The organism is Dokdonella aquatica (assembly GCF_051987395.1).
Taxonomy (GTDB): Bacteria; Pseudomonadota; Gammaproteobacteria; order Xanthomonadales; family Rhodanobacteraceae; genus Dokdonella.
Genome location: NZ_CP197094.1, coordinates 2,249,065 through 2,262,552, shown reverse-complemented (window position 1 = coordinate 2,262,552; position 13,488 = coordinate 2,249,065). Strand labels below are relative to the sequence as shown.

Annotated in this window: 11 protein-coding genes; 5 read left to right on the top strand and 6 right to left on the bottom strand. The window is 70.4% G+C overall.

Features of this window, described 5'->3' with window-relative positions; translation table 11 throughout:
* Positions 1-2 precede the first annotated feature (2 nt).
* The 3 genes from ACQQ2N_RS09920 to ACQQ2N_RS09910 all read left to right on the top strand — a co-directional run bounded on the left by ACQQ2N_RS09920 (position 3) and on the right by ACQQ2N_RS09910 (position 3,615).
* A complete protein-coding gene (locus tag ACQQ2N_RS09920; RefSeq protein ID WP_440225553.1) occupies positions 3-1,829 on the top strand; it encodes an ATP-binding protein in 1,827 nt (608 codons plus the stop codon).
* A 54-nt stretch (positions 1,830-1,883) separates the two neighbouring features.
* Positions 1,884-2,333, top strand: coding sequence for a hypothetical protein (locus ACQQ2N_RS09915; protein ID WP_440225552.1), 450 nt, complete (start codon positions 1,884-1,886; stop codon positions 2,331-2,333).
* Positions 2,334-2,877: 544 nt separating this feature from the next.
* Positions 2,878-3,615, top strand: coding sequence for a M50 family metallopeptidase (locus ACQQ2N_RS09910; RefSeq protein WP_440225551.1), 738 nt, complete (start codon positions 2,878-2,880; stop codon positions 3,613-3,615).
* Here ACQQ2N_RS09910 and ribB read toward each other — a convergent pair.
* The 6 genes from ribB to ACQQ2N_RS09880 all read right to left on the bottom strand — a co-directional run bounded on the left by ribB (position 3,591) and on the right by ACQQ2N_RS09880 (position 10,751).
* Positions 3,591-4,688 carry a 3,4-dihydroxy-2-butanone-4-phosphate synthase gene (ribB, locus tag ACQQ2N_RS09905; protein ID WP_440225550.1) on the bottom strand — a complete coding sequence of 366 codons (1,098 nt, stop codon included), beginning with the start codon at positions 4,686-4,688 and terminating at the stop codon, positions 3,591-3,593. The genes ACQQ2N_RS09910 and ribB overlap by 25 nt on opposite strands.
* A gap of 44 nt (positions 4,689-4,732) precedes the next feature.
* Positions 4,733-5,341, bottom strand: a complete 609-nt coding sequence (locus tag ACQQ2N_RS09900; RefSeq protein ID WP_440225549.1) for a riboflavin synthase — start codon at positions 5,339-5,341, stop codon at positions 4,733-4,735.
* Between the two features lie 8 nt (positions 5,342-5,349).
* Entirely contained in the window at positions 5,350-6,468 is a 1,119-nt protein-coding gene (gene ribD, locus ACQQ2N_RS09895) for a bifunctional diaminohydroxyphosphoribosylaminopyrimidine deaminase/5-amino-6-(5-phosphoribosylamino)uracil reductase RibD (RefSeq protein WP_440225548.1), read from the bottom strand.
* A gap of 7 nt (positions 6,469-6,475) precedes the next feature.
* Positions 6,476-6,997, bottom strand: a complete 522-nt coding sequence (nrdR, locus tag ACQQ2N_RS09890; protein WP_440225547.1) for a transcriptional regulator NrdR — start codon at positions 6,995-6,997, stop codon at positions 6,476-6,478.
* A 75-nt stretch (positions 6,998-7,072) separates the two neighbouring features.
* Positions 7,073-8,326 (bottom strand): serine hydroxymethyltransferase, encoded by a 1,254-nt coding sequence (glyA, locus tag ACQQ2N_RS09885; RefSeq protein WP_440225546.1) that lies wholly within the window; start codon positions 8,324-8,326, stop codon positions 7,073-7,075.
* Positions 8,327-8,408: 82 nt separating this feature from the next.
* Positions 8,409-10,751, bottom strand: a complete 2,343-nt coding sequence (locus ACQQ2N_RS09880; RefSeq protein ID WP_440225545.1) for an Lcl domain-containing protein — start codon at positions 10,749-10,751, stop codon at positions 8,409-8,411.
* A 201-nt stretch (positions 10,752-10,952) separates the two neighbouring features.
* Here ACQQ2N_RS09880 and ettA point away from each other — a divergent pair, with 201 nt between their 5' ends.
* Both ettA and pyrF read left to right on the top strand, forming a co-directional pair.
* Positions 10,953-12,614 carry an energy-dependent translational throttle protein EttA gene (ettA, locus tag ACQQ2N_RS09875; RefSeq protein WP_440225544.1) on the top strand — a complete coding sequence of 554 codons (1,662 nt, stop codon included), beginning with the start codon at positions 10,953-10,955 and terminating at the stop codon, positions 12,612-12,614.
* Between the two features lie 59 nt (positions 12,615-12,673).
* Positions 12,674-13,486, top strand: a complete 813-nt coding sequence (pyrF, locus tag ACQQ2N_RS09870; RefSeq protein ID WP_440225543.1) for an orotidine-5'-phosphate decarboxylase — start codon at positions 12,674-12,676, stop codon at positions 13,484-13,486.
* Positions 13,487-13,488 lie beyond the last annotated feature (2 nt).

Genomic DNA, 13,488 nt, shown 5'->3' with positions numbered 1-13,488 from the left:
CGATGGACGCCGCCACCGACGCGACGCCGCTGCCACGCTGGGCCGAGACGGTCCGCCGCAAGTACGTCGGTGGCGAGGCCACCGTGTTCGTGCTGCACAACAACGTCTTCGACGAGATCCTGCACGGCGGGCGCACGTACACGCTCGTCGACTTCCTCGTCGAGGTGCTGCTGCGCGACAACAAGGACACGATCCTCGTCTACGACCCGTCCAGCGGCGTGCGCTACGCGAAACGCACGAGCGCGGCCGGGGCCGAGCCGCTCGGCGCGAACAAGCCGCCCGAGGAAGCGCTCGCGGCGATCGAGCAGGAGATCCTGCTCCGCAACAGCGCGGCGCTGATCATCCCGTACGCGGGCAGCGTCGCGCCGCCCGGTGACGAGAGCTTCCTGTCGCTGCCCGACCGCATCGCGGCGATCCGCCTGCACCGCTGGTCGCTGAGCACGCAGCTCGCGAACAAGGACAACGTGGTGTTCCTGCTCGTCGAGTCGCTGCCCGAGCTGCACCCGCGGCTCGTCGCGAATCCGCGCGTCGCCGCCGTCGAGGTGCCGCTGCCCGACCGCGAGGCGCGCGCCGCGGTGATCCGCCACGCGGATGCCTCGATCGACGCCGCGCATGTCGAGCGCCTCGCCGAGCACAGCGCCGGCCTGCGCGCCGTGCAGCTCGCGCAGATGCTGACGCCGCGCACGAACGCGGGCCTCGCCGACGGCGAACGCCTCGCGCTGATCCGCCGTCTGCTCGGCGACAGCGCCGACGCGGCCGAGCGCGCGACCAAGTTCGCCGCGATCACGCGCGGCATGGACACCGACGAGATCCGCCGCCTCATCAATCCCGCGCACCCGCTGCCCGGGACCGACGCCAGCGATCCGTACGCCGAAGTCATCGAACTCGTGCACCGCCGCAAGCGCGAGATCATCGAGAAGGAATGCGCGGGCCTGATCGAGTTCGTCGACGCGCGCCTCGGCCTCGAGGCGGTCGGCGGCAACGCGCCGATCAAGGACGAGCTCATGCAGATCGCGCGCGCGATCCGCGCCGGCGACCGCAACCGCGTGCCGATGGGCCTGCTGTTCGTCGGCCCGATGGGCACCGGCAAGACCTTCGTCGCCAAGTGCTTCGTCAAGGACTCGGGCCTGTCGGCGGTCACGCTCAAGAACTTCCGCTCCAAGTGGGTCGGCTCGACCGAGGCCAACCTCGAGAAGGTGCTCGGCATGGTCCGCGCGCTCGGCCCGATCATCCTCATCATCGACGAGGGCGACCGCAGCTTCGGCGGCGATTCGGGCGACGGCGACGGCGGCACCTCGTCGCGCGTGATCGCGCGCCTCAAGGAGTTCATGAGCGATCCGGACAACCGCGGCAACGTGCTTTTCATCCTCATGACGAACCGCCCGGACAAGCTCGACATCGACATCAAGCGCGCCGGCCGCATCGACCGCAAGATCCCGTTCTTCTATCCCGACAACGCCGCCGACGTCGAAGCCGTGCTCAAGGCGCTGTTCGCGCGCTACAAGCTCGGCAACGCGATCGACTGGGACGCCGAACGCGAGCGCACCTCGGCGCGCCTGGTCGGCTACTCGAATGCCGACCTCGAGGCCGTCACCCTGCTCGCGCTCGAGTTCGCGGGCGACGCGCGCGCGGTCGACGCCGACGCGTTCGCACGTGCCGTCGAGGATTACGTGCCCGCGCGCGACGCGGCCATGCTCGAGTACATGGAGACGCTCGCGGTGTTCGAGACCTCGCGCAAGAGCATGCTGCCGGTGCGCTTCCGCGACGTCACCCCCGACGTGCTGCACGCGCGCCTGCGCGAGCTGCAGCGCGAGCTCAGGATCCGCTGACGCCGGCGCGCCGCCACACGCGGCGCCGGCCCACCCCGACACGAGGAGAATGCGATGACGTCCCTGCCCCCTTCGATCGAGCTGCACCACGTCCAGGCGATCGTGCGCGCGATGCACACCGTGGCCCAGAGTGACGGCGTGCACGCGACCGAACTCGTCATGCTGCGCGGCTTCTACGAGAGCTGCCAGCAGGACGCCGGCGCGCTCGCCTCGTTCGAGGATCTCGTCGCGACGCCGTTCGATGACGACGCCGCACGCGCGTTCGATTCGGCCGAGCGCAAGGCCGTGCTGCTGCAGTCGTGCGTGCTGCTCGCGCACGCCGACGGCAGGTACACGGCTGGCGAACGCGACGCGGTCGCCGGCATCGCCAAGGCCATCGGCGCCTCGCCCGATGAGCTCGCCGCGATCGAGGAAGGCATCGCCGACCACCTCATCCAGCAGATCTCGCGCATCGGCAATACCGATGCACTGCGCGAGGTCGCGGGCGAGCTCGCGGCGAAGTAGAGACGTGATCGACGCGCGTCGCGCAACAGTCGTGCCGCGCGCTCGGCGATGTGCGCTGAAGCATGCGCCGCACGCTTCGACTCTCCCGTCAGCTGACGAACGCCCGCGTGCCGTGACGTGGAGCTGCGGCGTCCTTCCCCATCCACCGCTGTCCGCAGAACGTTCGAAGCGAGCAGCGGAAAGTGCTACCGCATCAGGCTTCGGACGATGAGTGCACGGATGCCGACGCGTTTCGCGACAACACGGCATCGCGTGCGTTGTTCCCTTCTCCCTCCGGGAGAAGGTGGCCCGCAGGGCCGGATGAGGGTCCGGGATCGCGACGATGCTCGGGCGTCGTCACGATCCCGCACCCTCTCCCCAACCCCTCTCCCGGAGGGAGAGGGGCTCGAGCGCAATGCGACGCCGGAAGGACGCGTCGCGCGTGTGAAGTCGCGCGACAGCGAGAGCCAGGAAACACCGTGCGAAAGATCCGCTGACGGTGCGACGCAGTGCGCGGGGACAATGCAGCCCACAGCCGCTCTGTCGGCCTCTCCTCGCACCCGCCATGCACGCCCCACGCGGTGACTTCGCCCACGGCTGGCGCTGGGGCGAGCTGCTGACGACGGTCGCGCTCGGCGTGCTGATCCTCGTCGCGTGGCGACTGCCTTATGCCGAAGTCGTCGCGTATCCGTTCCGGCTGTTCGCGACGTTCGTGCACGAGCTCTCGCATGGCCTCGCCGCGGTCGCGACGGGCGGGCGCTTCGAACGCTTCCTCGTGCATGCAGACCTTTCGGGCACGGCGTGGTCGGCCGGCGGCATCCGCTGGATCGTCGCGAGCGCGGGCTACGTCGGCTGCGCGCTCGCGGGCAACGTGCTGATCGTGCTCGCGGCGCGGCGCGTGTCCTCACGCGGCCTGCTCGTCGTGATCGGCCTCGCGCTCGCGCTGGCCTGCCTCGTGTTCGTGCGCAACGCGTTCGGACTCGCGACAGGGCTCGCCTTGGCTGCTGCGCTCGTGCTCGCCGGCTGGCGGCTCGCCGCGGGCTGGCGCGACGCGTTCCTGCTCGTGCTCGCCGTGCAGCTCGTGCTCGACGGCTTCAACAGCCTGCTCGATCTCGTGATGCTCGCGGGCGACGCGAGCGTGCACACCGATGCACGCACGCTGGCCGAACTGAGCGGCCTGCCGGCGATCCTGTGGGCGCTGCTGTGGTCGGCGCTGTCGCTCGCAATGCTCGTCGCGAGCCTGCGCGTGGCCTATCGCGGACCCCGCGGCACGCCGCCTCAGCGCAGCGTCGCGTCCTCGTAACCGACCACGTCGAGATCGAAACCGGCGAGGCCGACCAGCTTGCGCGGCGTACCGAGCACGCGCAGGTGGCGCACGCCGAGGTCGCAGAGGATCTGCGCGCCGAGCCCGTGGCGGCGCCATTCGCGTGCCGGATCGGCCGCCGTCGGCACGATGCCGGCGAGGCCGTCGAGCAGGGCCTCGCTCTCGCCCGCCTCGCTGAGCACGACGACCACGCCGCGTCCTTCGTCGGCGACGCGGCGCAAGGCAGATGTCACGGTCATGCCGAGATCGTCGCGCTGCACGTGCAGCACGTCCGACAGCGTGTTGCGCACGTGCACGCGCGTGAGCACGGGCGTGCCGTCGTCGACCGTGCCGCGCACGAGCGCGAAATGCAGCGTGCGCTGCACGACGTCGCGGTAGACGACGAGGCGGAACGCGCCGAACTCGGTATCGACCGCGGCATCGCGCACGCGCTCGACGGTCTTCTCGGTCTGCAGGCGGTAGCGGATCAGGTCGGCGATCGTGCCGATGCGCAGGCCGTGGCGCTTCGCGAACGCCTCGAGCGCGGGACGTCGCGCCATCGTGCCGTCCTCGGCGAGCACTTCGACGAGCACGCCGGCCGGCTCGAGGCCGGCCATCGCGGCGAGGTCGCAGGCGGCCTCGGTGTGGCCCGCGCGCACGAGCACGCCACCGGGCTGCGCGGTGAGCGGGAAGATGTGGCCGGGCTGCGAGAGATGCTCGGGACGTGCGTCGGGTGCGACCGCTGTGCGGATCGTGTGCGCGCGGTCGTAGGCCGAGATGCCCGTGGTGACGCCTTCGGCGGCCTCGATCGACACGGTGAAGTTGGTGTGGTGCGGTGAGGTGTTGTCGAGCACCATCGGCTTGAGGCCGAGCTGGCGGCAGCGTGCGGCGGTCAGCGACAGGCAGACGAGGCCGCGCGCTTCGCGCACCATGAAGTTGATGTCCTCGGGCCGCACCTTGCCCGCGGCCATGACGAGGTCGCCCTCGTTCTCGCGATCCTCGTCGTCGAGGATGACGACCATGCGCCCGGCGCGGATGTCGTCGAGGATGTCGGGGATCGTGTCGAAGCTCATGCGTGGCATCCGGTGCGACGCGCCATGCATGGCGCGCGGAAAGGTCAGTCGCGGGTGTCCGCGGGGATCGAGGCGAGGCGCTCGGCGTAGCGCGCCATGAGGTCGACCTCGAGGTTGACGCGGTCGCCGGCGCGGCGTGCGCCGAACGTCGTCACGGCCTGCGTGTGCGGGATCAGGTTGACGCCGAAGCGCGTACCGTCGACTTCGTTGACCGTGAGGCTGACGCCGTCGAGGCAGACCGAACCCTTCGCGGCGATGTAGCGCGCAAGTGCGGCCGGCACCTCGAAGGTCCAGCGCTGCGAGCGCGCGTCGTCGTGCACGGCGACGACCGTCGCGAGGCCGTCGACGTGGCCCGAGACGAGGTGCCCGCCGAGGCGGTCGCTCAACCGCAGCGCCTTCTCGAGGTTGACCGTGTCGCCGACCTGCAGAGCGCCGAGCGTCGTGTGCTCGAGCGTCTCGACCGACACGTCGGCCGCGAACGTCGCCGCGGTGACGTCGAGCGCGGTCAGGCAGACGCCGGCGACCGCGATGCTGTCGCCTTCGCGCACGTCGTCGAGGCCGAGCGCCGCGGCCTCGACGATGAGGCGGCGGTCGCCGCCACGCGGCTCGCTCATCGCGATGTGGCCGAGGGCCTGGATGATGCCGGTGAACATGGTGGACCTCATTCCTCGGGGCGCAGCAGCAGGCGTTCGTCGTGGCCGACCTGGCGCCGGTCGACGACGCGCAGGCGCGGACGGTCGGCCATGTCGGCAAGCGCCGGCAGCGCGAGCAGGCCGCGCGCCGTATCGCCGAGCAGCACCGGCGCGACGTAGACGAGCACCTCGTCGACGAGGCCCGCTGCGAACAGCGCGCCCGACAGCGTCGCACCGGCCTCGACCTGGACCTCGTTGGCGCCGCGTGCCGCGAGCAGCGCCATGACCGCCTGCAGATCGAGCCGGCCCGAGCGCATTTCAACCGTCGCGCGCTCGACCGCGGCGAAACGCCCGTCGACCGCGAGGCCGTCGCGGTGCACGAACAGCGTCGGCGCGTGGCCGTCGAGCACGTGTGCGCCGGCGGGCGTGGCGAGGTCGGCATCGAGCACGACGCGCAGCGGCGCGACCGTGCCGGCCGCGGCGTCGACGCCGGGCGTGTCGATGCCGTCGAGGCGCAGGGTCAGGCGCGGATCGTCGGCGAGCACGGTCCCACGACCGGTCAGCAGCACCGAGCTGCGCGCGCGCCAGCGCTGCACGTCGGCACGCGCGGCCTCGCCGGTGATCCATTGCGAGCGGCCGTCGGCGAGTGCGGTGCGTGCATCGAGGCTCGCGCCGAGCTTGACGCGCACCCACGGCCGACCACGCTCGACACGCGAGAAGAAGCCGCGGTTGAGCTCGCGTGCTTCGCGCTCCATTAGCCCGTACTCGACGACGATGCCGGCCGCGCGCAGGCGGTCGAGCGCACCGCCTTCGCGCTGGAACGCATCGCGCGCGGCGACGACGACGCGCGCGATGCCGGCGGCGACCAGCGCGTCGGCGCACGGCGGCGTGCGCCCGTGCAAGCCGCAGGGTTCGAGCGTGACGTACACGGTCGCGCCGCGCGCGCGTTCACCGGCGTCGCGCAGCGCGTGCACTTCCGCATGCGCTTCGCCGGCGCGGCGGTGCCAACCCGTGCCGACGACCATGTCGGCGTGCGCGATCACGCAGCCGACGCGCGGATTCGGAGCCGTGGAATGCAGGCCGCGTGCGGCGAGGCGAAGCGCATGCGCCATGTGCGCGTGGTCGAGCGCGGAGAACGGGCCCGCCATCGCCGGCTCAGGACTTGCGCTTGCGCGCCGCGACCGCTTCGGCAAGCAGCGGCAGCTGCAGGCCTTCGATGACCGGCAGGTCGCGCTCGAGGCGCTCGATCTCCTCGCGGAACGCCTGCACGTCCTCGAAGCTGCGGTAGACCGAGGCGAAGCGCACGTAGGCGACCTGGTCGAGCTTCTTGAGCTCGCGCATGACGAGTTCGCCGACGCGCAGCGACGGCACCTCGCGTTCGCCGCTGCGGCGCAGGTCGTCGATCACCGCGCGCACCGCGACATCGACGCGGTCGCTCGCGACCGGGCGCTTCTGCAGCGCGCGGTAGAAGCTCGTGCGCAGCTTGTGCTCGTCGAAGGCCTCGCGGCGGTCGTCGGTCTTGACCACGGCCGGCAGCTTGATCTCGGCCGTCTCGAACGTGTTGAAGCGCTCGCCGCACTGCGGGCACTCGCGGCGACGGCGGATCGTCGCGCCGTCGTCGGAGACGCGCGAATCGATCACGCGCGTGTCCTCGTGCGTGCAGAACGGGCAATGCATCAGCGTGCCGCCTCCGCTGCGGCGGTCGTCCGCGTCACCGCGGACGACGGAGTGTCGAGGTCGCGGGCGACCGTATCAGCCATACACCGGATGACGCTTGCACTGCGCCGTGACCTTGGCGCGCACGTCGGCGATCACCGCGTCGTCGTTCGGCGCGTCGAGCACGTCGCAGATCCACTGCGCGAGCTCGGTGCAGTCGGCCTCGGTGTAGCCGCGCGTGGTGACGGCCGGCGTGCCGATGCGCAGGCCCGAAGTCACGAACGGCTTGCGCGGATCGTTCGGCACCGAGTTCTTGTTGACCGTGATGTGGGCCTTGCCGAGCGCCTCTTCCGCGTCCTTGCCGCTGACGTCCTTGCCGATCATGTCGACCAGCATGAGGTGGTTCTCGGTGCCGCCCGAGACGATGCGGTAGCCGCGCTCGATGATGACCTTGGCCATCGCCTTCGCATTCTTGACGACCTGCTGCTGGTAGGTCGTGAACGCGGGTTCCAGCGCCTCCTTGAACGCGACCGCCTTGGCCGCGATCACGTGCATGAGCGGACCGCCCTGGATGCCCGGGAACACGATCGACTGCAGCTTCTTCTCGATCTCCTCGCCGGCGCCCCTGGCGACGATGATGCCGCCGCGCGGACCGCGCAGCGTCTTGTGCGTGGTCGAGGTGACGACGTGCGCGTGCGGCACCGGGTTCGGGTAGACGCCCGCGGCGACGAGGCCGGCGACGTGCGCCATGTCCACGAACAGGTAGGCACCGACCTTGTCGGCGATCGCGCGGAAGCGCGCCCAGTCCACGATCTGCGAATACGCCGAGAAACCCGCGACGACCATCTTGGGCTTGTGCTCGACGGCGAGGCGCTCGACCTCGTCGTAGTCGATCAGGCCGGCGCCGTTGACACCGTACTGCACCGCGTTGAACAGCTTGCCCGAGGCGTTGACCTTGGCGCCGTGGGTGAGATGGCCGCCGTGGGCGAGGCTCATGCCGAGGATCGTGTCGCCGGGCTGCAGCAGCGCGAAGTAGACCGCCTGGTTGGCCTGCGAACCCGAGTGCGGCTGCACGTTGGCGTAGTCGGCGCCGTAGAGCTGCTTGACGCGCTCGATGGCGAGGCGCTCGGCGACGTCGACGTACTCGCAGCCGCCGTAGTAGCGTTTGCCGGGATAGCCCTCGGCGTACTTGTTGGTGAGCTGGCTACCCTGCGCCTCGAGCACGCGCGGGCTGCAGTAGTTCTCCGAGGCGATGAGCTCGACGTGGTCTTCCTGACGCTGCGCCTCCGCGGCGATCGCGCCGGCCAGTTCAGGGTCGAAGCCTTCGATACGCGAATCCCTCGGAAACATCGTGTGACCAGCCTTGCGACAGGGGAAAGACGCCCATGTTACCGCGTTCGGGCGGGCGGCCCCAAAGCCACCCGCGGCAGCCTCACAGGTTGGCGTCGAGCCAGGCGATGCGCTGGCGCAGCCAGTCCTTGACGAAGCCGACCTCGCCCGCGTGAGAGCCCGCGACCACCGGGTTCGGCCAGACGTAGCGGTCGAGGATCGGCCAGCGTGCGAAGTTGGCATCCGGAGCGCTGCCGAGACCCGCGGCGGATGCCTCGATCCACGCCGGCAGCGTATCGACGTGCTGTGCGCGCACGGCCTGCCAGCGCGTGCGCACGCGAGACGCGAACGCCGGATCCTGGAAAAGACGCGCGTACCAGATGCCGTTGCGGACGTGCCAGCCCTCCGGATCGGGACCGACGCCGTAGTCGACGTTGCCGGCAGTCAGGTCGAAGTCCCACAGCGGCCCGCGGAAGAGCTTCCCGCCGCGCGGCTTGTACTGCCAGATGCTCGAGAACGAGGCCGCGTCCTGATTGCGGAACAACTCGTTGACGAGGAACCAGTCGATGAAGCTGTCGACGTCGATCCACGCCGCATAGCCGGTGGCAGGATCGGCGAACGTGGCCGAGTGGATAGCGTCCTCGGTGTCGCGCAGGTAGCCCGCGATGTAGTCCAGCTGCTGCGGGACCGCCGGCACGTGTCCCGGGGCCTGCACGCAGACGGGAACGTCGCGCGGCGTCTCGAAGAGCACCTCGCAGTCACGTCGGCTGTCGATCTCGAGCAGGTAGCCCCCGCTGACGACCTCCAGAGAGATGTCGTCATCGTCGAGTTCGTCGATCGCCACACGCGCCGGATCGACCTCGATCTTCTCGACCAGCTGGTACGTGCCGACCTCGTCGCCGTTGAGCCGCAGCGTGACCATGCGCGTGCGCGGCGTCCACGCCATGCCGAGCCGCTCGCCGAGCTGGAACGCCGTCGCGGTGCGCAGCAGGCTCTTGTCGGCGTAGTTGGCGAGCAGGTTCCAGTCCTTGTGGGCCGGCATGCCGAGCAGGCCGGCGCGCTGGTCCAGCTTGAGACGGTACGGCTTTTTCGGCATGCCCCAGGTCGAATTGCCGCGCCCGCGGATGCGCAGCGTGCCGGCGTAGCTCGCGCTCCCATCGGCGAGCGTGATCGTCATCGAGGCGTTGACGTAGGTCTCGGTCGACGTGATCGGCACGCCGCCATCGGTCGCGATGACGACCTGCGGCAGCGTCGTCGCGGGCGGCGGGGGATCGGCAGGGAGGTCGAAGCCCGCCTCGAACAGCGCGTCACGCGGCAGCGCCGTCGCGGCGGCCGGGACGGTACGCACCAGGCGCACGCGCGCCGGAGCCCGCTTGTCGTAGGCGAGCAGGTCGCCACTGCCGAAGAACACCGCCCAGGCCGCGTGGGCATCGGGGGCGTAGCTCGTCGTCGTCCAGTGCGCGGCAGGCGCGGTGCCCGGGAACATCGTCGCGTCGATCGCCGGCTGGGCGTGCGCGCGGTCGACGAGCGTCGCCAGCTCCTTGGCGTTCGGCACGCGCCAGTCCGCATGGCCGAGCCAGTTCGCCGCGTTGCGCGACCGCGCAGCGTCCATCGCCTGCGACCAGCCATGCTTCTCGGCGGATCCCGCGCAACCGGCTCCGGACTGGCCGAGCGCACAACGAGTCCACATGAGCCCGTGCTGCATATCGCTCACGGTGCCGTCGCCGTGATCGACGAGTACCGCACCGGCGCCACCACCGGCGACTGCACGCACGGCAGCGGTGCCCGAACGGGGCGCCGTCGTCGCGAACCCGGCGCCGAAGTCGACGCTCCAGGCACGCGTGGCGATCGCCTCCGGTTGGCGATCGCGCTGCGCGCTCCAGTGCGCGCCGGGCGGCGTCGCGGGGAAGTAGCCGGTATCGACGGCTGGCCCCTGTTCGTCGAAGTGGACCAGGCCGAGCAGCTCCGCGGTGTCCGGCAGGCGCCAGTCCCGACGCCCGCACAGCGCCGTTGCCGAGAAGCTCGAGGCGACTGCACGCGCGGCCTCCCAGCCGGCCACGAGGTCGACGTCGGCGCGCCAGACCAGGCCCGTCACGTTGTCACGGGTGCAGCGCCATTGCGGCGCCTCCGCCCCGGCCGGCAGCACCACGCCATCCGCGGCGAGCTTCGTGAAATCGAAGCCGGCCGCACCCGCGCCGATCTTGACCAGCGTGCCGCCGGAAGCGGCATCGTCGCGTCCGGCGTTCGCGTCCTGCGCGCTGGCGACCGTCGACCCGTTGCACGGGATCGGCGTGCTGCCGCCCCCGCTGCCCGCGTAGCAGGTGACCTGCCCGGTGTCGTTGAGGCGCTGCGGCAGGTCTTGTGCGGCGACCGGGGCAGCGGCACCCGCGGCGAGCAGCACGACGAGGGCGCACGACGGGCGCCGAAGGAAGGTTCCGGATTCCATGGGATCACGCTCCGTGACGATGCACGGCCCTCGGCTTCCCCCCGGAAGCCCGGAAGGCTAATCCCTCGCCCGCCACGACACCGCGATCGGGCTCGCAGTCGACGCTCGAATCTACAGCGGTCTGCGCCCGTCCCGAACGTGACGCCGTGGCGCCGCTCGGGGATAATCGCCGGCTTCCCAATCCACCGGCTCGAGCTCGCGATGCAATACATCTACACGATGATCGGGGTCAGCAAGATCGTCCCCCCGAAGCGCCAGATCATCAAGGACATCTCGCTGTCCTTCTTTCCGGGCGCCAAGATCGGCCTGCTCGGCCTCAACGGCGCGGGCAAGTCGACCGTGCTGCGCATCATGGCCGGCGTCGACACCGACTTCCAGGGCGAGGCGCGTCCGAACCCGGGCACCAAGATCGGCTACCTCGAGCAGGAGCCGCGCCTGGATCCCGAGGCGACCGTGCGCGAGTCGGTCGAGGAAGGCGTGTCCGACGTGATCAACGCGCAGAAGCGCCTCGACGAGGTCTACGCGGCCTACGCCGAGGAAGGCGCGGACTTCGACAAGCTCGCCGCCGAACAGCAGCGTCTCGAGAACCTGCTCGCCGCCAACGATGCGCACGCACTCGAGCGCCAGCTCGAGGTCGCCGCCGACGCGCTGCGCCTGCCGCCGTGGGACGCGAAGGTCGGCAACCTGTCGGGTGGCGAGAAGCGCCGCGTCGCGCTGTGCCGCCTGCTGCTGTCCAAGCCGGACATGCTGCTGCTCGACGAACCGACCAACCACCTCGATGCCGAATCGGTCGAGTGGCTCGAGAACTTCCTCGCCGACTTCCCGGGCACGGTCGTCGCGGTCACCCATGACCGCTACTTCCTCGACAACGCCGCCGAGTGGATCCTCGAGCTCGACCGCGGCCGCGGCATCCCGTGGAAGGGCAACTACTCCTCCTGGCTCGAGCAGAAGGACGAGCGCCTCAAGCAGGAAGAGAACCAGGAGAAGGCGCGCCAGAAGGCGATCCAGCGCGAGCTCGAGTGGGCGCGCAGCAACGCCAAGGGCGGCCGCAGCAAGGGCAAGGCGCGCCTCGCACGCATCGAGGAGCTGCAGTCGGTCGACTACCAGCGCCGCCAGGAGACCAACGAGATCTTCATCCCGCCCGGCGAGCGCCTCGGCAACTCGGTCATCGAGTTCCGCAACGTGACCAAGTCGTTCGGCGACCGCGTGCTCATCGACGACCTCAGCTTCGTCGTCCCGGGTGGCGCGATCGTCGGCATCATCGGCCCGAACGGCGCCGGCAAGTCGACGCTGTTCAAGATGATCACGGGCCAGGAAACGCCGGACAAGGGCGAGATCCACAAGGGCCAGACCGTCAACATCGCCTACGTCGACCAGAGCCGCGACAAGCTCGAAGGCAACCACAACGTCTTCCAGGAAGTCTCGGGCGGCGCCGACATCCTCAACATCAACGGCATCGAGATCCAGTCGCGCGCCTACATCGGCCGCTTCAACTTCAAGGGTCCGGACCAGCAGAAGCTCGTCGGCACGCTGTCGGGCGGTGAACGCGGCCGCCTTCACCTCGCCAAGACCCTGCTGCAGGGCGGCAACGTGCTGCTGCTCGACGAGCCCTCGAACGACCTCGACATCGAGACCCTGCGTGCGCTCGAGGACGCACTGCTCGAGTTCCCGGGCAACACGTTCGTGATCTCGCACGACCGCTGGTTCCTCGACCGCATCGCGACGCACATCCTCGCGTTCGAAGGCGACTCGCACGTCGAGTTCTTCCAGGGCAACTACCGCGAGTACGAGGAGGACAAGAAGCGCCGCCTCGGCGAGGAAGCCTCCAAGCCGCACCGCCTGCGTTACAAGAAGCTCGCCTGACCACGCCCGCGCGGGGCCGGCACGCGCCGGTCCCGCGCCTGCGGCGCGAGGAGACCACGATGTCGTTCATGCACTCGCTGCACCAGGCCTGGCAGCGCAGCGGTTCGCTCGTCTGCGTCGGCCTCGATCCCGAACCCGCACGCTTCCCCGCGGCCTTCCGCGACGATCCCGACGCGGTGTTCGCGTTCTGCCGCGACATCGTCGATGCGACCGCCGATGTCGCCTGCTGCTTCAAGCCGCAGATCGCGCATTTCGCCGCGATCGGCGCGGAAGAAGCACTCGAGCGCCTCATCACGCACATCCACGCGCACCAGCCCGGCGTGCCGGTGATCCTCGACGCCAAGCGCGGCGACATCGGATCGACCGCGCAGCACTACGCGCACGAGGCCTTCGAGCGCTACGGCGCCGACGCGGTCACCGTGAACCCCTACCTCGGCCGCGATTCGGCGCAGCCTTACCTCGACCGCGCCGACAAGGGCGTCGTGATCCTGTGCCGCACGTCGAATCCCGGCGCACGCGACCTGCAGGACCTCGACGTCGGCGGCCGACCGCTGTACCAGCACGTCGCCGCGCTCGTGGCCTCGGAATGGAACGCGAACGGCAACTGCCTGCTCGTGACCGGCGCCACCTATCCCGCCGAGCTCGCCGCCGTGCGCGGCCTCGTCGGCGACATGCCACTGCTCGTGCCCGGCATCGGCGCGCAGGGCGGCGACGTCGAGGCGGTCGTGCGCAACGGCCGCAGCGCCGACGGCACGGGTCTGCTCGTCAGCTCGTCGCGCGCGATCCTCTACGCGAGCAGCGGCGAGGACTACGCCGCCGCCGCGCGCGCCGAGGCGATCCGCATGCGCGACGCGATCAACGCGTTCCGCTGACG